Annotated in this window: 16 protein-coding genes and 1 pseudogene; 4 read left to right on the top strand and 13 right to left on the bottom strand. The window is 45.3% G+C overall.

From position 1 onward, the window contains the following. Both ACVBDY_RS05015 and ACVBDY_RS05010 read left to right on the top strand, forming a co-directional pair. On the top strand, positions 1-183 hold a 183-nt coding region (locus tag ACVBDY_RS05015), incomplete at its 5' end, for a transposase (protein ID WP_447174366.1). 29 nt (positions 184-212) lie between these two features. Then, positions 213-1,064 (top strand): annotated as a pseudogene (locus ACVBDY_RS05010) (IS3 family transposase); the annotation flags it as partial. A gap of 439 nt (positions 1,065-1,503) precedes the next feature. On the opposite strand, the gene ACVBDY_RS05005 reads toward ACVBDY_RS05010, so the two are convergent. The 7 genes from ACVBDY_RS05005 to ACVBDY_RS04975 form a co-directional block, all read right to left on the bottom strand. Next, a complete protein-coding gene (locus tag ACVBDY_RS05005) occupies positions 1,504-2,049 on the bottom strand; it encodes an ester cyclase (protein WP_447174365.1) in 546 nt (181 codons plus the stop codon). 63 nt (positions 2,050-2,112) lie between these two features. Beyond that, positions 2,113-2,883, bottom strand: coding sequence for a helix-turn-helix domain-containing protein (locus tag ACVBDY_RS05000; RefSeq protein WP_447174364.1), 771 nt, complete (start codon positions 2,881-2,883; stop codon positions 2,113-2,115). 207 nt (positions 2,884-3,090) lie between these two features. Continuing rightward, entirely contained in the window at positions 3,091-3,756 is a 666-nt protein-coding gene (locus ACVBDY_RS04995) for an alpha/beta hydrolase (RefSeq protein ID WP_447174363.1), read from the bottom strand. 194 nt (positions 3,757-3,950) lie between these two features. After that, complete coding sequence (locus ACVBDY_RS04990; protein WP_447174362.1) at positions 3,951-4,274, bottom strand: hypothetical protein; 324 nt, start codon at positions 4,272-4,274, stop codon at positions 3,951-3,953. A gap of 64 nt (positions 4,275-4,338) precedes the next feature. Then, entirely contained in the window at positions 4,339-5,598 is a 1,260-nt protein-coding gene (locus ACVBDY_RS04985; protein ID WP_447174361.1) for a dihydroorotase, read from the bottom strand. Continuing rightward, complete coding sequence (locus ACVBDY_RS04980; protein ID WP_447174360.1) at positions 5,595-7,616, bottom strand: BatA domain-containing protein; 2,022 nt, start codon at positions 7,614-7,616, stop codon at positions 5,595-5,597. Before ACVBDY_RS04980 ends, ACVBDY_RS04985 begins: the two co-directional genes overlap by 4 nt. A gap of 421 nt (positions 7,617-8,037) precedes the next feature. Next, positions 8,038-8,382 (bottom strand): DUF6249 domain-containing protein, encoded by a 345-nt coding sequence (locus ACVBDY_RS04975; RefSeq protein ID WP_447174359.1) that lies wholly within the window; start codon positions 8,380-8,382, stop codon positions 8,038-8,040. Positions 8,383-8,570: 188 nt separating this feature from the next. On the opposite strand from ACVBDY_RS04975, the gene ACVBDY_RS04970 reads away from it, so the two are divergent. Continuing rightward, on the top strand, positions 8,571-9,131 hold the full coding sequence (locus ACVBDY_RS04970) for an RNA polymerase sigma factor (protein WP_447174358.1): 561 nt from the start codon (positions 8,571-8,573) through the stop codon (positions 9,129-9,131). Next, positions 9,131-9,505 carry a hypothetical protein gene (locus ACVBDY_RS04965; protein WP_447174357.1) on the top strand — a complete coding sequence of 125 codons (375 nt, stop codon included), beginning with the start codon at positions 9,131-9,133 and terminating at the stop codon, positions 9,503-9,505. Before ACVBDY_RS04970 ends, ACVBDY_RS04965 begins: the two co-directional genes overlap by 1 nt. Positions 9,506-9,625: 120 nt before the next feature. On the opposite strand, the gene secA is transcribed toward ACVBDY_RS04965, so the two are convergent. From secA to ACVBDY_RS04935, 6 genes are all read right to left on the bottom strand, one after another. Further along, positions 9,626-12,991: a preprotein translocase subunit SecA gene (gene secA / locus ACVBDY_RS04960; protein WP_447174356.1), complete on the bottom strand. Its 3,366-nt coding sequence runs from the start codon at positions 12,989-12,991 to the stop codon at positions 9,626-9,628. Between the two features lie 267 nt (positions 12,992-13,258). After that, positions 13,259-13,480 (bottom strand): DUF2795 domain-containing protein, encoded by a 222-nt coding sequence (locus ACVBDY_RS04955; protein WP_112373142.1) that lies wholly within the window; start codon positions 13,478-13,480, stop codon positions 13,259-13,261. A 255-nt stretch (positions 13,481-13,735) separates the two neighbouring features. Continuing rightward, on the bottom strand, positions 13,736-14,314 hold the full coding sequence (locus ACVBDY_RS04950) for a cob(I)yrinic acid a,c-diamide adenosyltransferase (protein ID WP_447174355.1): 579 nt from the start codon (positions 14,312-14,314) through the stop codon (positions 13,736-13,738). A 370-nt stretch (positions 14,315-14,684) separates the two neighbouring features. Further along, positions 14,685-16,025 carry a Gfo/Idh/MocA family protein gene (locus ACVBDY_RS04945; protein WP_447174354.1) on the bottom strand — a complete coding sequence of 447 codons (1,341 nt, stop codon included), beginning with the start codon at positions 16,023-16,025 and terminating at the stop codon, positions 14,685-14,687. Between the two features lie 267 nt (positions 16,026-16,292). Further along, the gene (locus tag ACVBDY_RS04940) at positions 16,293-17,678 is read right to left on the bottom strand and encodes a 3-keto-disaccharide hydrolase (protein WP_447174353.1); all 1,386 of its coding nucleotides are present in this window, start codon (positions 17,676-17,678) and stop codon (positions 16,293-16,295) included. Positions 17,679-17,740: 62 nt separating this feature from the next. Then, positions 17,741-19,012, bottom strand: coding sequence for a Gfo/Idh/MocA family protein (locus ACVBDY_RS04935; RefSeq protein ID WP_447174352.1), 1,272 nt, complete (start codon positions 19,010-19,012; stop codon positions 17,741-17,743). Positions 19,013-19,521: the final 509 nt, after the last annotated feature.

Here is a 19,521-nt window from a genome sequence, read left to right as displayed (position 1 = left end):
CGAATGATAGTGGAAAGTAAAAGTTTATCAAAGAAGCACAAAGAGCAGGCAGAGCGCATTAAGGAGCTGGAACGGGCTTTGGGTCAAAAGCAAATGCGCATTGATTATTTAGAGAAGTTGATGGCGTTGGCCTCAGATCGGATGGGGGAGGATATTGAAAAAAAGAACAAAGGGCTGTCTTAGAATGGTTTCGTTGTCATCGGTCGGCTCATCGGTATAAGATGCAATCTTTATATGAGATGGTAGGTATAAGCAAACAGGGGCATTATAAGCAAGTGCGTGACCACCAGGAACAACTCCGGGTTAGGAATAGTGTTCTGGAAGCCGCAAGGGAGCTTCGTAAGGGCCATCCTCGGCTGGGTTGTAGGAAGCTCTATGCGGAGCTCAAGCCTACCGGGATGGGTCGGGACAAGACCGAGGCCTTATTGCTGAGTCATGGCTTTAGGTTAAAGCGCAAGCGCAACCGTTACCGTACCACTTATGGGGGGAAGCATTGGTATCCTAATCGGATCACTGATTTACAACTAACCGGGATCAACCAGCTTTGGGTGAGTGATATTACCTATATCGCTGTATCAGCTAAGAAGCCTTATTACCTGACCTTGATCCTGGATGTGTACAGTAGGAAAATCAAAGGCTGGAGTTTGTCAGCCACCCTGACCGCGGAGGATACTATAGTTGTAGCTTATAGGCAAGCTCTGGCCACGACTGCTAAAGCCGAACGGAAACAACTCATCTTTCATTCGGATAAAGGCAGCCAATACGTTTATAAGCGATTAGCTGAGTTACATACAGAAAATCAGGTACAGCCCAGCATGGGCGGTAAAGCCTGGGAGAATGCTCATGCAGAATCTTTAAACGGCATATTAAAAAATGAATATATCGATTTTGACCACTCCCATATCAGTTTAAAACAAGGGAGAATATTGATAAAAAAAATCGTAGAAAAGTACAATTATCAACGTCCACATGGTTCACTAAAAAATATGAAACCTGTAGAATTTAAAACCTTTGTTCAGGGGTTAACCCCTGAACAAAAACCGAGATTTAAGATTAATTATTAACCTGAAAAAAGGCAACCATATTCAGGCATGCCCAATCTTGCAACCTGTAACCTGTAACCTGTAACAAACAAATAAATAATACCTCCAACTCCATCCCGATATATCGGGACTCTTCATCGGACATAAACACGGCCGCAGGCAAAAATTGATAACATGCAAAAACGGATAGGATTGCCCGCGACCGCTAAAAAGGAAGTTTCTGTGATGAGGTTGGTGAGTGGTTGTGTATAATTGCTTTGTGTATTTTCTGTTTGAAGCAGGCAACGGACGAATGTAACGCCTTTTAATTTCAGAAGCTTATCCCGGAGGGATTATTTCTTATCTGAAAAGGATTTTTACCGGATAGGCATGGAGAGTTTAAACGAGTTCAATATAAAAAACGGAAGCTTGTTTGTCAAACTCCCGTACTTTATTGTAACGGATATACTTTAGAGGTATATTATAGTTTTGGTATGGCACCAATTTGTTGCAGGACTCCCAAACGGTCCGGATATACCTGGTTTTCTATAATTTTGCCGTCGCGGAGTTTATATACAGTCACAGCCTTGTTGGTGACCTTTTTTCCCGTAGCGGGAATACCGAAAGCCGTATGCCGGTGTGTGCCTTCTGATGTCCATTGTATAACAATCCTATCCCCTTCTGCAATGAGGGTTTCTATGGTGAAATGTATATCCGGGAACCCGGTAAATATTTCTTTAACGGTTTCGGCATAACCGGCAGGGCCATACAGGTTTTTGCCTTTGTACAGACCGGTGTAATCTCCGGAAACAAACTCGGGAAGGATATCTGTATTTCCGGTGTTCAGGCATTCTTTGTAAAACCTTTGAATTATTTCTTTGTTCTTGTCAGGGGTGTACATTGCGGGCATGTTTCCGGGATTTTTAGGGTCATGTGATGAAAAAGAATCTCTTTGCTGTGCCTTAAGACCAGTGGTCAGCAATAACAGCAGTAAACAGCAATTCATCATGTTATTTGAAAATTTCATTTTGTTGATTTTCAGACAAAAATAGCCTGTCCGGCAAGGTGATAATTGTAAAAAATCATTGATTTACCAATAAGGCCCGGAACGAAAGAAGATTGTAGGTGTGGTACCGGTAAAGCGACGAAAGTCCTTTATAAAATGAGCCTGGTCAAAATAACCGGAAGTATAGGCAATGGAAGTAAGATTGCCCTTTTGAGGGCCTGAGAGGATGTTCCGCATTCTGACAATGGAAGAAAATTGTTTGGGAGAGGACCCGGTTACCCGACGGAACCGTTTTTCAAATGGGTCACGGCTTAAAGGCAGGCCTTCTAATACATCCCCGATAGGGAGCAGCCCTTTGCTAAACTCTATTTTTTCTATGGCTCTGGCAATAACAACATCGTGATCTGGTGGATGGAACAGGGAAAGCAAAAAGCGTTCTGTTACCGCGATTTGCTGCAGGTGGTTTTCGGCTTCTCCCAGTCGGTTTTCTACCTGGTCTATCTTTTCCTTCGTAATAAAGTTGTCCAGCGGCACGGTCTTCCCGAAAAGTTTGTGGACGGGTAAAGGCAAAAATGCAGATGCGCCCGTTTCGCTGAATTTCACGATAAGTGTTGCCGATCCCGGCGCATAACGCACCTGTCGCGGAGATCTCCGAAGTCCCGTGATCACGGAGAAAGGGAGGAGGTTTATTTCTTCTTCCGTTCTGTGGGTCACCTTTCCGCGGATACGGAAGGTCATAATTACGGAAGTGTCCGGCAGCAGGTTATTCTCCATACCGTCCCCGCTCTCAATAATGAGATAAGATTTTACAAACGGACGTAGGTGCTCTCCGGGAGGATAGGCGTGCATTTTCATAACTTTCTTTTCGGATTGACAGATCGCATATGATGTGTAATTATAAAGGTACGATTAGTACATGACAAAAATTGTTTTAACCATGTTTTTCGGAAAATCCCGAAAGCTTTCGGGAGAGGAAAATCCATCGAATTTAAATTTTTATCATGTACTAAAAAAGATACGAAATATACCTTCTATCACGCCGTAATTATACGGGAACAAAAATTACCGGGTTAACTGCCCGGTGAGCCAAAGGTGGAAGGAATGAAAATTCTGAGGGGCAACACCGTGCCCAACGGGAAATTCTTCAAAGGTATGGCTAATACCCAGTTTCTCCAGCAGCAGCGGGGCTTTTCTGGCCCAGGCAACCGGGATTACCTGGTCTGCCGTACCATGAGAACAGTAAAAACGGAGATGAGAATGGTCTTTTTTCTCATAATTTTCCGCTAATATACTTTCATTGATATATCCGCTTAAGGCTATAACATTCTTTACTTTTTCCGGGTAGGAAAGGGCAAGGGCGTAACTCAGTATGGTCCCCTGGCTGAATCCGAGTAATGTAATGTTCTTGTCGTCCAGATCATATGCGGCAACAGCTTCATCAATAAACCCGGCCATCTTATCACGGGATGCCACAGCCTGTTTGTCGTCCGACCATTTACCGTCTTCGGAATCAAAATGAATGGCATACCAGGCATAACCATACGGAGGTAGCTCATAAGGCGCCTGAACGGAAATGATACAGAGTTCATCCGGAAGTTCCGGGGCAAAAGAAAAAAGATCTTTTTCATTGCTGCCGTAACCGTGAAACATAAAAAGCGCGGGCGCTTTTTCTCCGGTTGTTTTTGACGGGCGTATAATATGTTGTAACGAAAGTTCCTGTGTTTGCATATATAGTTTTTTATTCCGTTAGGAGGCAGCTGATTTACTCATTAAGTGACTTGCGTCGAAAAGTAATCTATGGTTTCCGCCTCATGCCTCGCGTCGCGATGATTATCGGGATTGCCCCGAGGTAGTTGACTTCAGGTCAGTCCTCCTGCCACACATCTAAAATCTGACATCTAAAATCTAATCTCTAAGATCCACTATATAAACCCGAACCATTTCTGAAAGAATTTCCCCAGCAGCGGGACCATTTGTTTCTTTCCGGAAAGGGCCCCGGTAAAACCGTAGAGCAGCAATATAATAAAAAAGATGTAAAGGCCCATAGTGGCATATATGCTGTTGGCATAACCTATGAGAAATCCCAGGGCAAAAAAGGATATCCAGAGTCCGAAAGCCTGGCGGATATGAAATGCGGCAAATTCGTTTTTGGCTTCCATATTCATGGAAAAGGCAATTAACGTCCCGATAATGGTAATGTAGCTTACAATAGCGGTGTTTTTTCCTTGTTTTACAGTATCGCTCATAGTTGTTCTGTTGTCTGTATAATCGTATAGCGAAGTTCCGGGAACTTCATTGTACCATTAGTATTTACTCCCTAGTTATCTCCGGCTTGCCGTTAGCGATACTTCCGTATACCCTTCCCTTAAGTTTCTGGCCGGTAAAAGCGCTGTTTTTAGACATGGAGAGAATATCGGCTTCACTAAAGTCGTATTCGGTATCCGGATCAAACAGGGTAAGATCGGCTTTTTGCCCAGGCAGGATATCGTTTTCTTCCAGTCCGAAGCGTGAACGCCCTTTACTTAAGAGGGTAACTACGGTGTCGGTATCGAGCAGGGTACGGAGTGCGCCGAAAGCACTTTCCAGGCCGATACTTCCGTACATGGCATGGTCGAACTCTACATTTTTGTGTTCTGTATCAATAGGATTGTGATCGGTGGTCACAAAATCGATCACCCCTTCTTTTAAGCCTTCCAGCAGGGCGGAAATGTCTTTTTTTCCCCGTAACGGGGGTAAAAGTTTATAATTCGTGTTGAATTCTTCCAGTATTTCATCGGTGAAGAACAGGTTATGAATAGCTACGCTACAGCTTACATCCAGGCCTTTTTCTTTGGCTTCACGGATAAGGTGCACGGATTTTGCTGTAGAAATTGTCGGTATGTGGAGTTTTCCACCGGTGTATTCCAGGATAAACAGGTCTCTTGCAATATGTAACTCTTCGGCCAGGGCGGGAATGCCTTTGAGACCGAGCCTTGTGGATATGATTCCTTCGTTCATGACTCCTTTTCCCGCTATTTTGTTTTCCTGGGGGAAAGAGAGTACCAATCCGCCGAAATTCCCGGTGTACTGCAGGGCGATCTTCAAGAGGTTCGGATTGCTCACGGGCTTTTGATAGTCACCGAAAGCCACCGCTCCGGCATTTTTCATATCAAAGAGTTCGGCCAGGTCGATGCTTTCACTTTTTGCGGTAAGGGAGCCTATGGGGTACAGGGAGGTGGTGTGATTCTGTGCTTTTGATTTCAGAAAAGCAATGTCGGCATTGGTGTCTGCAACGGGGAATGTATTGGGGTTGACCAATACTGTTGTGAAACCGCTTTTTGCAGCCGTTTTAAGGCCGTTGTCGATCGTTTCCCGGTCTTCATAGCCCGGCTCGCCGAAACTCACGCTGGTGTCCAGCCAGCCACGGGATACGTGCAGGTTTTTCAGTTGAACAATTTCCGTGTCCCCGGGAGGGGAAACGGTATCTGCAATTTCGGAAATAATACCGTCTTTGATTAGGATGTCGAGCGATTTGCTGTGGTATTCGCTCTGCGGGTGGATGATCCTGGCAGATTTTAAAAGAATGTTCATTTAAAAAATTTTAAAAGGAGTATTTCTGTCACGAGGAATACGATCGCAAAAATAACAAACCATTTCCAAAGCTCACGGATGCTTCCGGTATTTTTTATTTCTTCCAGGGTGTTTCGAAACGAATTGTCAACGGAAACATTATCGGAAGCGTTAAAGGAAGGGTAGTGCAGTTTGCTTTCTTTTCTGCTGTAATTGAAACTTATGTTCTGCAACAGGCTGTCGGAAGTCTTCACGTGATAAATACCATCCCGGGCCGGGACTTCTCCCGTGGTGATCTGTATTTTTCCGGGAAAAGCCCGTTGCATGGGAATAAAACTCTTTCCGTCTTTTTCAAGTGAAACAACGGCATCGCGTGAAAGACCGGTTTGTTTGCGAATGTCGATAGTGTGACCTCTTCCTGTCTGGTAATACAGTTCGGGAGTTTGCAGGGACAATCTGCCTATGTTGTAGAGGACGGGGACTATGAGTGGTGAATTCTGGAAATTGGAATCGGAGGTGTCCAGGGGGCCGGTGAAAAAATACACCCGGTCTTTTTCTGCCATAAACGGATTACCATCTTCAAAGGCCAGTATGGTATTTGCTTCTGTCCGAAGGTCAAAAATCATTTTGGCTTCGGGATATTGAAAGTTGGTCAGCTGCTTTTTTTCCTGGTCAAAAACATTTTCAAACAGGGGATGTGAAATGCGGATATCCGTAATTTTTTTCCGATCTTTGGCAGTGATATCTTCTTTGCTTGTCGGGGTAGCCGATTTTTCCGTAGAAACATCATTTTTGTAAGAAAAACCATCTGTATAGATTTTCTTTATACTGCCTGTTTCTAATATATTAAATAATTGATTATGAGACTTTTCATCCGGATCAACTGAAGGTATAATTAAAATATGTTTTCCGTCGTGGTGAAAAGCTTCCAAAGTGGTTATCAGAGGTGCCGGAATGGTATTTAAGCCATTGAGTATAACCAGATCCTGCCCGGAAATAAGACTGTAATCCAATTGGTGGAGATCCGTGGAAATAAAGCGAAATTCGTCATCCGTAAATATCCTTTCAAGGAAGCCGGCATCTGTTTGATTGATAGCAAGCACCCCGGCTTTTTCTTCCCTATTGATATTAAAATACATGGTGTTGTCATATAGCAACCCGTTATCCTCAATGACCACTTTTCCGTTTAAGGTCTCGTTTCCGGATATGCGGAATTCTGTTTTTGCTTTCCCCGAGTTATGGAATCCTGCGGTGGTTTTGGCGATAAGGGTATTGTTGTTGTACAGGGAAACAGGTAGTGTCAGGTCAGTACTGTCGTTTTTGGAGAGGTTTACGGAAAGGACGAGGTTCCCCGCAGTATTTCCGGAAATGTAGATACTGTCTATGCTGGTGTTCCGGGTATTTTGCGGAGATAGTCGTACCAGGTTGTAGTGTATGAGGGAATCATTTTGAGGTATGCTATTTTCGGGCCAGTCCCCGAAATCGGAAATAAGGATAAAGTTTTTCAGGGTTGTGCTGTCCTTTCCGAACAAATTTCTGCCCTGGAGTAAAACGGATTGTGGTGCCGGGCTGTCGGGAGCATAATCCAGTTGCAGTAATTCCTGTTTTATAGAAGATATGCTTACATCAGCGTAGGTGGCATCATTAGTAAAAAGGGAAATGGTGCCGCTTTTGTTCTCTTCGGTCAGGACATCTTGTACTGCCTGTCTCAACAATTCTCCTCGCGGGCCATTTGCCTGCATGCTGAATGAATTGTCTAGGTAGATCACGGTTTCCAGTGGTTTTCCGGAATCTTCGCTGTTGGGCAGATAGGGTTGCGCAAAGGCCAGGACAAGGCAGGTGAGTAATAGCACTCTGCTCATCAGTACCAGCCATTTTTTTACCTGTGAACTCTTCCGTGTTTTTTGCTGTATGGCTCTGAGGAACCTGACGTTCGTAAACGGGGTCTTTTGAAATTTTCGGAGCTGGAACAGGTGAACAATTACCGGAATAAGCAGGAAGAATAACGCCCAAAGTATCTCAGGATATTTAAAATGCATGGTCTGGGTTTTGTAGCCCAAACTTACGCAAAAAAAATTAACGATATACGAACCCCGGGGCAAACACACAGGGCAAATGCATTATGCGCAGCGCATCTGATAATGCAGGAAGAATGTGGGAATGGGAGAATTCGGTAATGTGACCATGAGGTAAAGGAGTTTGAGAAATGAGAGGATAGAGATTTTTGGGGTGATCGGGAGACGAGGTGCCCGGTGGCTTCGATACATTCCGGCGGAGCCGGAACACTCAGCCGCCTACCCTCTATGCCCAATCTTGCAACCTGCAACCCGGAATTCTAAACCTGTAACCATTAAACGTTTCAATTATAGTTTTTTTTAATACGTTTACCTTGTATATGAAGCCCAGCCGGTCTGTTCAATTTTACCGGCCGGGGTTCGTAAGTGTTTGCCTGCACCCGGCTCAGTCCAGTTTTTTCGCCATCTGGAACCCGAGGAAGAGTCCCAGTCCTCCCATGATGAGGATACATGCCGGGTAAACGATCCTGTCCTGCATACCCATGTATTCCAGCAAATGCCCTGTAAAAAGGCCGAGGCCTATGCCGATGAGCAGGAGAGAGAGGTTGAGGATCAGGATCTTCCAAACGGGGGCGGTCTTCTGCTTTTTGCTGAAAAAAATGTCGGCATCGGCGCCCTTTTCAATGAGAGCCATGCGTTCTTTGTTCCGTGTAGTGTAATACAGATAGGTTATTCCGAAGATCGTAGCAAAGATAATCAGGAAAATTAATACGGGTTGTAACTGATGCATAATGTTCGTTTTTTTGATATATTCAACAATCGATTTTGCTGGTATGACGATACCGGGGAGCTCCAGGTTACAAAAAGTGGTTTTTTTATCGAGTTAAAGTTCAAAACCCTGCGGGATCTATGGGGTTTTAATCCATAAAGATTTATTTTTTGTAACCGGAACGGGATTTTGTCGTCCTATGAAATGATATGGCCAACCATAAAGATGATTATTATATCCGGCAGGTTACCGGGGGAAATACAAACGCTTTTGCTTCCCTGGTGGAAAGACATAAAGACATGGTCTTTGGTTTGGCTATTAAAATGCTGAAAAACAGGGAAGAGGCGGAGGAGGTGGCGCAGGATGTTTTTGTGACGTGCTATCGTTCCCTGTCGGGGTTCCGCGGAACATCGAAATTATCTACCTGGTTGTACAGGATCACATACAACAAATGTCTTGATGTGTTAAAGGCTAAGGGAAGGGTTTGGGTTTGGAGTGATACCGAAAAGGTAAAAGATCAGCAGGAAGAAACGCTGAATGTCTTGCAACAGATCGCGGAAAATGACCGCAACGAGGCCATAAGACAGGCCGTCAGGCAGCTCCCGGAAGAAGAACAAATATTGGTCTGGATGTATTATTTTGATGAATTGACTGTCAAAGAAATTGCAAAAGTGGTAAATTTGAGCGAAGCTAATGTCAAAGTGAAACTTTTCCGGAGCAGGAAGTTCCTGTACCGGTTACTGGAAAATAACAGTGTAATCCGTGAATAATGCTATATGATGATCCACATAAGGAAGACCGGATAAGGAAGGCGGTAAAGGAGAATAAGCCGGAGATCCCGTCTCCTGATTTTGTACGTCATGTGATGTACCAGGTAGAGCGGGAAGGGGGACTGAAAAATGTATATAAACCCGTGATATCCCGTACAGCCTGGGGTATTATTGCGGCTATGGTGGCGGGCATTGTCTTCCTGTCACTTTATGAACAGGAAAAATCCTGGACGATAGACTTTTCTGTTTTCTCTTTTCTCAAAACGTCGATTTCCCCGTTCCTTTGGTACAGCATCGGGGCAATAGCACTCCTGGTGCTTGTACAGATACCCTTGCTGAAAATATATCACAGCAGAAGAATAGATCATATGTAGGCATTTGGCCAGCACTTGGTTCTGATGTAAAGTTTAAACGGTGTTATTGTAAAGTACAAAACAGCCCGGTATGATCTGCATACCGGGCTGTTTCTTAAATGATTTTATGCTGAAGGAATCCTATTCCTCTTCGGCAATTACCCATTCTCCTTTTTTGAGGAGAGGTTCGGCCTGTTTGAATTTCATGGTCTGACTTTCGCCGCTCATCACGTTTTTGATGGTAACCTTGTCATTACGGCCAATTTTCGGCTTGTCCCGGACTACGGTTTCGACGACCTGTTGTTGACGCGGCTGGGCCTGATGCCCTGCGCGACGGTGTCTTTCCGCAATTTCATCGCTATTCAGTACTTCCTCTTTGGATGTCTGATAATCTTCTTTTGTTTTTGTTTCCCGTGCTTCATGGATGTTAGAACTGTCCTGTGTCGGGAGTTCTCCTTTGAACAGGAAGGTTATCACTTCTTTATTTACATTTTCGATCATGCCTTTGAAAAGTTCAAAAGCTTCGAATTTGTATATAAGCAGCGGATCTTTTTGTTCGTGTACGGCAAGTTGTACCGACTGTTTCAGCTCGTCCATTTTGCGAAGATGCGTCTTCCAGGAATCATCTATGATGGCCAGCGAAATATTCTTTTCAAAATCGGCGATGAGCTTTTTACCATTACTTTCGTAGGCTTCTTTCAGGTTGGTGACTACATTGAGTGTCTTGGTGCCGTCCGTAAAAGGTACTACGATGCGTTCGAACCTGTCTCCCTGGTTTTCGTAAACGTTCTTAATGACCAGGAAAGCGGTTGCTGCATTGCGTTCTATTTTATCATTATAGTGCTGGTATGCAGTTTTGTATATATTGGCCGTAATTTCCTGAACGGACATTTTGTTGAAATCCTCTTCGGAGATCGGGGAAACCAGTGAAAAATACTTAATGAGTTCGAATTCGAAATTCTTAAAGTCACCGGCTGCTTTGTTCGTTTCCGTAAGCACTTCGGAAGTATCGAATATCATGTTGGCGATATCAACCTTGAGGCGCCGGCCCTGCAGGGCGTGTCTACGTCTTTTGTACACGACCTCTCTTTGCGCGTTCATTACGTCGTCGTATTCCAGGAGACGCTTACGTATGCCAAAGTTGTTCTCTTCAACTTTTTTCTGGGCTCTCTCAATAGATTTGGTCATCATGGAGTGTTGTATCACTTCACCTTCCTTGAGCCCCATTCTGTCCATCATTTTAGCAACACGATCCGATCCGAAGAGACGCATCAGGTTATCCTCCAGCGAAACGTAAAACTGGGAGCTTCCCGGGTCTCCCTGACGTCCGGAACGACCTCTGAGCTGTCTGTCCACCCTCCTGGAGTCATGGCGCTCCGTACCGATGATGGCAAGCCCCCCGGCTTTTTTTACTTCTTCGGTAAGTTTGATATCCGTACCACGACCGGCCATATTGGTGGCTATGGTCACCACACCGGGGTTTCCGGCCTCGGCTACGATATCCGCCTCTTTCTTGTGGAGTTTGGCGTTAAGTACGTTATGCGGTACTTTGCGAAGTGTCAGCATCTTGCTGAGCAATTCCGATATTTCTACGGATGTAGTACCTATCAGAACCGGTCTTCCTGCCCGGGAGAGTTCGGTCACTTCTTCGATAACCGCGTTGTATTTTTCTCTTTTGGTCTTGTATATGAGATCTTGTTTATCATCACGGGCAATAGGTCTGTTGGTAGGTATTTCTACCACGTCCAGTTTATAGATCTCCCAGAATTCCCCGGCTTCCGTAACGGCAGTACCGGTCATACCGGCAAGTTTGCGATACATACGGAAGTAGTTCTGTAGTGTTACCGATGCAAATGTCTGGGTAGCGTCTTCGATCTTCACGTTCTCCTTGGCTTCGATTGCCTGGTGAAGTCCGTCGGAATAACGCCGTCCGTCCATGATACGTCCGGTTTGCTCATCCACGATCATGACCTTGTTTTCCATTACGACATATTCCGTGTCTTTTTCAAACAGGGTATATGCTTTCAGCAACTGGTTCATGGTGTGAATGCGTTCGCTTTTTACGCCGAATTCCCTGAAGAGTTTTTCTTTCAGTTCGGCTTCTTCCTCTACCGGAAGGTTCTGTTTTTCTATTTTAGCTATTTCCGTTCCTATATCCGGCATGACAAAGAATTCCGGATCGGTATCCCCTGAAAGGTATTCCACCCCTTTGTCGGTGAGTTCTATCTGGTTGTTCTTTTCATCGATAACAAAGAGCAATGCTTCGTCTATTTTAGGCATTTCCCGGTTATTGTCCTGCATGTAGTGGTTCTCGGTTTTTTGCAGGAGCTGTTTTACACCTTCTTCACTCAGGAATTTAATAAGAGCTTTGTTTTTAGGGAGTCCCCTGTGTACGCGGAGCAGGAGGAAGCCTCCTTCTTTGGTGTTGCCTTCGGAAATGAGTTTTTTTGCTTCTGCCAGTACACCGGTCAGGTACTGACGTTGTCTTTGTACGAGATCGGAAACTACGGGTTTCAGTTCATTGAACTCATGCCTGTCGCCCTGCGGTACCGGCCCGGAAATGATAAGCGGTGTCCGGGCATCATCCACGAGAACGGAATCGACCTCATCGACAATGGCGAAATTGTGCGGGCGTTGTACCAGGTCGTTCGGTGTATGGGCCATATTATCCCGTAAGTAATCAAAACCGAATTCGTTGTTGGTCCCGTAAGTAATGTCGGAATTGTATGCTTTTCTTCGTCCGTCTGAATTGGGTTGGTGATTGTCTATACAGTCTACGGAAAGCCCGTGAAATTCGAATAAAGGTCCCATCCAGGCACTATCCCTTTTTGCCAGGTAGTCGTTAACCGTCACCAGGTGTACACCGTTGCCGGTAAGGGCGTTGAGGTATACGGGCAGCGTAGCCACGAGGGTTTTACCTTCACCGGTATGCATTTCCGCTATTTTACCCTGGTGCAATGCAACACCCCCTACCAACTGCACGTCATAATGAACCATATCCCAGGTTACTTCTTTACCGGCTGCATCCCACGAATTTTTCCATACGGCGTTATCGCCTTGTATGGTAACGTGATCTTTAATGGCAGATAATTCCCGGTCGAAGGGACTTGCGGTTACGGTAATGGTTTCGTTGTGGGCAAACCGTTTTGCGGTTTCTTTGACTACGGCGAAAGCTTCGGGAAGTATTTCGTCAAGCCTTACTTCGGTAGCCTTGTAGGCTTCATCGTTGAGTTTGTCGATCTCAACGTAGATATCTTCTTTGCGGTCTATGTCATCCGAGGAATCGGCTTCGCTTTGTAATTGTGCTATTTTTTCGTCAAAAGAAGCTCTGGCTTCCTGTATGCGGGACCTGAAGTCCATCGTTTTGTCCCGCAGTTCGTCGTGAGATAGCGATGAAAACTGCTGTTCCAGTGATTTGATCCTATCCACCAATGGCTGTATCTCTCTGACATCCTTCTTCGCTTTATCTCCTACAAAAACTTTGAGAACAGAATTCAGTAAACTCATAATGGTTTTGTTTTTAATTTTAAAACAGGGAGATTCATAACGATGTTTTCTCCCGTTGAGGTACATTGTTGTCGCGGCTTTGCCGGTTCCTTCAATTAACTTTTTACAAAGCTAATGAAAAAAAACAGTGCGCCGTAAATTGGTACGCAGGGATTTAGAGGTGTCGGGCTATCGAACCTTTCACCTTCTTCTTCACCTGTTTTTACAGTGCTTAAAAAAGAGAAAAAAAAAAGCCTCTTGAGAGACTTTTAGTTTGTTGTTATCATATTAATATTCATCTTCATTCCAGAGGTAATCTTCCTCTGTAGGATAGTCCGGCCATATTTCTTCTATAGACTCATAGATCTCACCCTCGTCCTCCATGGCTTGCAGGTTTTCCACTACCTCCAACGGAGCTCCGGTCCTGATAGCATAGTCGATCAATTCGTCTTTTGTAGCCGGCCAAGGTGCATCACTCAGATAGGATGCAAGTTCTAATGTCCAATACATGAGCTATTCGGTTTTTATTTTTTGCAAAAATAAATTTTTAAACTAAAAAGTCAAGTTAAAACTATTTTATTTACACATTAATTTTAAGAACGTAACGAAACACATGTTTTATTGCCTTATGAATAATAAAATACGTCACTGTTTACAATATCGATAAATTTTTCGCACAGTTCCTGTTTTCTAATTCCCGGAGGGGCCTTGGCATCCGCATTTTCAGTGCATTGTGTTTCTATGTTCGTCCGGAATATATGTTCCCTATTCGGAGTTTCCTTTTGTTGGGACCCATTTAATTTCCTCGGCTTTCAGCGAAAGGGACAACTTTCGTGCCAACACAAAGAGATAGTCCGAAAGACGATTAATATAGGGGAGAACCGTGTCTTCAAACGGTTCGATATCATATAGTTGAGCGGCCAGTCTTTCGGCCCTGCGGCAGACACACCGGGCTATATGACAATATGACACGGAGGTATGGCCCCCAGGGAGGACAAAGTGCGTCATAGGGGGAAGTTCTTCATTCATAAGATCCATTTCCCGTTCAAGGGCCACAATATCTTTTTCGGAAATCCGGGGAATGTCCAGGCGTTGTTTTCCGCTTTTCAGTACGGCTTTTTCCGGGTCGGTGGCCAGGATGGCGCCCAGGGTGAACAACCGGTCCTGGATGTAAAGCAATACTTCCCGTTGCGAACCGACTTCCTGATCGCGTACCAAACCTATCCAGGAATTGAGCTCGTCTATCGTGCCGTAGGTTTCGATGCGGATATGGTGTTTGGGTACCCGGGTACCTCCAAAGAGGGCCGTAGTGCCTTTATCCCCGGTTTTGGTATATATTTTCATGCGCTTTGCTGTTAGTGTATGTCGCAAAGATACACAGAGATTTAAGAACGGGACGAAAACGGAGGGTGCGGGGACAGGGCAAACGTATTATAAAATTATAAATAGTTCCAGGTTGCAGGCTACAGATTTGGGCATTGAGCGTAGGTGGCTGAGTGTTCCGGCTCCGCCGGAATGTATCGAAGCCACCGGGCACCTCGTTTCCCGATCACCCCAACAATCTCTATCCTCTCATTTCCCGAGCTCCTTTGCCTCATGTCATGTTCCCGCACTCTCTGCACATGATGCGTTTGCCCTGTGTGCGGAAATTGAAAAGCCGTACCTGCAAATTTTCTGCAAATACGGCGTATGCTAGTTTTTCAGGGAGATTTCGTTACAGGTCCTGCGGCTCCCATCCCGGTTCGTATGTCCTGCTCCAGAGTTTTTTTGCTTTCCTGCTATTGGTGATATGCCCGTTTTCAGGATCGCATTCCAGGACTTCCCCGGTCCGGTATGCCATATTGGCGAGGTGACATAGCAGGGTACTTTTTGCGCCTTCGTCTATGGGCGATTTTTGTTGTTCTTTTCCGCGGATAGCCTGGAAGAAATTCATCACATGTGTCGTCGAAATATCACCACCTCCTCCGAGTTGTGTTCCGGCTTCCCCGCCTTCTGATGTGCGTTCTTTAACGGGTTTGCCATCCCGGTCATAAAGCGTATATCCTTCCCGGTCTACAAAAACAGTTCCCTCGCTACCGTAAATAACGGTTCCGCGGCCTTTGCCGTAAGTATTGTAACCGTTCCGGCTTTTTCCGTCCCACTTTATCGTCTTTTGGTTGTCGAACTCGAAAGTGGCGTCCATAGTATCGTACATGCTCCATCCGTCTTCCGGCCAATGGCGTTTTTCGGCATTAACGATTACTTTGTTCGGGAATTCGGTCTGAAGGGCCCAACGGGCAACATCCAGTTCATGTGTCGCGTTATTTCCCGTTTCTGCCGTGCCGAAATCCCAGCCATACCAGTGCCAGTTGTAATTCCAGGTGTCGTGCATGTAGTCTTTCCTGGGCGATGGTCCCTGGAAAAGGTCCCAGTCCAGTCCTTCCGGGGCTGCTGCTTTTTTGGGAACGACTACTTCCCCGCGGTTGGCCGTATAAAAGGCAACGGCCAGGTACGGATTGCCGATAATACCATTGTGGATCTCCCCGATGATCTCTATACTGGGCTCCGCGGAGCGCTGTTGATTTCCCATCTGGACCACCCGGTTGTATTTTTTCTGGTAAGCTACCAGCAATTCGCCTTCCCGCGGATTATGGCTGCACGGTTTTTCCACGTAAACGTGTTTTCCGGCTTCCAGGGCACGCCAGGTTCCCGGTGCGTGCCAATGGTCGGGCGTAGCATTGATGATGGCATCTACATTTTTATCTTCCAGTACTTTAAAAATACTGTTTTCCAGTTTCGGGCTGTAATCGATATGTTCCTTAAAACGTTCCGCCGCCTTTTCGCGTTGTGATTTCATAACATCGCACAGGTATAGTAATTCCACATTGCTCTCTTTCCGGGCGATAGGCTCAAAAAAAGCGCCGAGCCTTCTGCCGAGTCCAATGACGGCAATATTAAGGCGGTCATTGGAGCCGATGATCCGGTTGTAGCTTTTGGCGGTAAAGCCCATAGTGCCCATTGTGGTAAGTCCTGCGGTTGCCAGGGCAGAATTTTTTATGAATTTTCTTCGTTCCATTATTTAGTGTTTTGAGTTGGAGGTCCGTTCCGGGTTTTGCCCGGAAATCTTACTCACTAAGTGAGATTTAGATGCTTCGACGCCTGCCTACCGTCAGGCAGGCTTGTGTCGAAAAGTAATCTATGGTTTTGCTTCATGCCTCGAGGTAGTTGACTTGGAAAAAGAAGCTTCTGTATACAGTTTATCTGTTTACTGAGTTTTTATGTGTTGCCTAAATAACTCAGTAACCTCAATAACCATGGCAATCTCATTGCCTTTCTAAACCTTTTAGTTCAATTCCCTGATCCGGATGCTTTTAAAGCTCACTTTATTGCCGTGGTCCTGTAGAAGAATATGTCCTTTTTCAGCTTCTCCGAAGTCTTTCCACTTTTCGTATTTACTTTGTGCCACCAGTTCGCGATAGGCTTCGGAACCACGCTGGTATTCGATCACTTTAACACCGTTGAGATAATGCTCTACCTTGTTATCGGGATATACCACCACACGGCCTTTGTTCCATTCTCCTACGGGTTTTACGAATCTCGGTTGTTTGTCGGCCGTGATGAGGTCGTACAGAGAAGCGAGGGTACGGTTACCGTCTCTTCCCATTTTTGCGTCCGGGTGTTTTTCGTCGTCCAGTATCTGATATTCCAGTCCTATGGCGGAACCTTCATTACCTTCGGCGAGGGTCACAAAATATTTGACACCGCTATTGGCTCCTTCCGTAATCTTAAAATCGAAAGAAAGGTCGAATGCACTGTATTCTTTTGTGGTTACGATATCCCCGGCATTGGTAGATTCACCGCCATCGGAGGCTTCTATAGTGAGTATTCCGTCATTTATAGTCCATCCGAAATCGGGGAAACTATCTTTATAGGCACCTACCCATCCGTCGCTGTCCCTGCCATTGAAGAGAAGTTTCCATCCGTGTTCTTTTTCGTAACCGGAAAGCTGGTTTTTAAGGTCGTTGACTACATAAACGTCCTTTTTGAAGGGTGTAGGTTCCGGATTTTCCGTTTTAATGCGGATGTTTTTAAAGTAGGTCTTATTTCCTTCGTCTTCCGCTTTGTTTATACTGTGTACCTGGAGGCCTATGATACCTTTGGTGTCTGTACTGTCAATGAGATAAGCAGTTTCCACACCGTTTATCCATGTTTTTATTTCATTTCCGATGGCCTCTATCCGGTAGGTGTTGTATTCGCCAAGACGGAATGCTTTGCTGGCTTCCGGATTAAGAGAAAGGGGATAGAGCCATCCTCTGCGGGCTTCGTCGTAGATCCCGCCGGACCATGCCCTGTCCGATGGGTCTAATTCGGCCTGGTACCCGTATACGAGTCCTTTGCCGTCCCGTCCGTCCGGATCGTAATTACTGCGGATCTGGACCCCGGAATTACTGGATTTATGTTCTACCTTGATCTCCAGTTCAAGGATAAAGTCACCGTATTCTTTTTCACTGATCAGGAAGGTATTGGGGCTGCCTGCTTTGGCTCTCCCTACGATGGCACTGTCTTCTACGGTATATTCGGCCTGCCCTGCCACCTGTTGCCAGCCATCCAGGGTTTTTCCGTCAAAAAGATAGGTCCATCCGTCCGGAGGCGTCTTTTTTTCGGGTGCGCATTGTATAAAGCAGAGCGTAGTAATGACCGCTAAGATGAGGATACCTGGTTTTTGCATGTTTCTAAATAGGTTTGGTTAATGAATATGAATTGAAGTTTATGGTTGTTTATACTTTTTTGTTAACCTTCGTTGGGTTTTTTATCCCGATGGCTTCCGGCGGTTCTTTTATTTGTGCTGTCCGGAGAAAGGTTGTATTCCGGTTTCCATGGCCTGGTGTCACCACTGTATATGGAAGCATTGGCCAAAGCTACACAAATGGCCGTAGTACCCCCGGTGTATACATTGGAATCGGGAAGGGTATTTTTGGAAATAGCTTTGTAAAAATCTTCAAAGGCGTAATAGCTTCCGTCTTTCAGTTTAGAATCTGCCAGGCGTATGCCTTTTTTATCATCGTTCCAGGTGAGTTTGGTAGCGCCGCTTACCCCGTCTACCTCTTCCAGTTCCTTCCTGGTTTCCGGTTCGGGATAAAAGATGCCGTCGTTGACCAGGAGCGATACCATTCCCCTGGAGCCCTTGATGCGGAAAGAGTAGCCGTCGTGCTGGTTAGAACAGGTAGCGCCAAAATTGCCTATCATCCCTTCCTTTTCGTAACGGATGTTCACCTGTACGTTGTCGTAAGTTTCGCGACCGTCTTTAAAACGGTCTATACCTCCCGTACCGTAAATGGTGGTGGGCAGACAGTCAAACGCCCAATGTGTGAAATCCATCTGGTGGGAGAGAAGTTCGGCCGGTAATCCGCCGGAATACTCCTTGTACATCCGCCAGTTGATCTTTCTTTCCAGTTTGGGATCGGGAACGGGCCTGCGCCAGTTCCAGTTACGGTCCCACCGGGCATCGATCTGGGTGACTTTACCAAGATAGCCTTCCCGGATCATGTTACGAACTTTGTAATAAAGGGGGGAATACCGGTACTGGTGGCCTATCTGCAATGTTTGCCGCGGATGATCTTTGGCTATACGCGCCAGGCTTATGGCCTGATCGGTAGTGAAAGCCATAGCCTTTTCGAGCAATACATGTTTCCCTGCTTCGAGTGAGTGCCTGGCAATGTCGTAATGGGTATTCAACGGTGTGGCTATGATTACAGCGTCTATATGTTTATTGTCCAGCAACTCCCGGTGGTCTCTGTATAGTTTGACTTTATTTGTGTCTGCCATTTTCCGGGCACGTGCCATACGCATATCGAGCGGATCGCACAAAGCAGTAACTTCAAATTTACCGGGGAAGTCCCGGAGAACGTTAAAAAGGCCGCTGCCCCGATCGCCGAAGCCAATAATTCCTATGCGGTATACGCGGTCGTTGTCAGTGTAGGCCATGCCTGGCAGGACAGCTCCGGAAAATAAAAGAGCTCCTGTGCCCAGGGTACTGTTTTTTAAAAAATTTCGTCGGTTCAAAGCTTAATATGTTTTACGGAATCGATTGCATTGGAGTAGCATTCGAATAAATGAAATTCGCATAAAAGTAAATATTTTTTTATAAAGAGGAGAAAGGAGTTCGATGTTTATTGTTAAATAACAAAAAAGGGCTGTTTTTGTTATTTTCGGATTTTTACAACTATAAAAGTGTGTAAATAGTTGGATACCTGTTGCTTATCAGGGTTTGTGAAGTGAGGTCGGGTTTTCCAGGGGCAAAGGAAACGAGCGTTAATTTTATTTTAAAGACAGGGGATATCCGGGGTGCCGATTGTTTGTCCGTTATTTTTTTCTTAGTTTTATTGGAAAATTGTATTTACCGCTTTATTTGTGTATATTTTACAGGGGCATGGGTTCTGAACCGATCTGTTACCGTAATTCCGAATGTGATTGTTTGGGAAAAAGCAATCCTCTAACGGTTTCCGGTGTGTGATATTCAGATAACCATACATGGATTTTATTTTCATCTTTTTGGAGTAAAAGACTTATAG

This window comes from Sinomicrobium halophytocola (assembly GCF_052983395.1).
The sequence above is the reverse complement of the archived record's forward strand: the minus strand, read 5'-3'. Positions and strand labels throughout refer to the sequence as shown.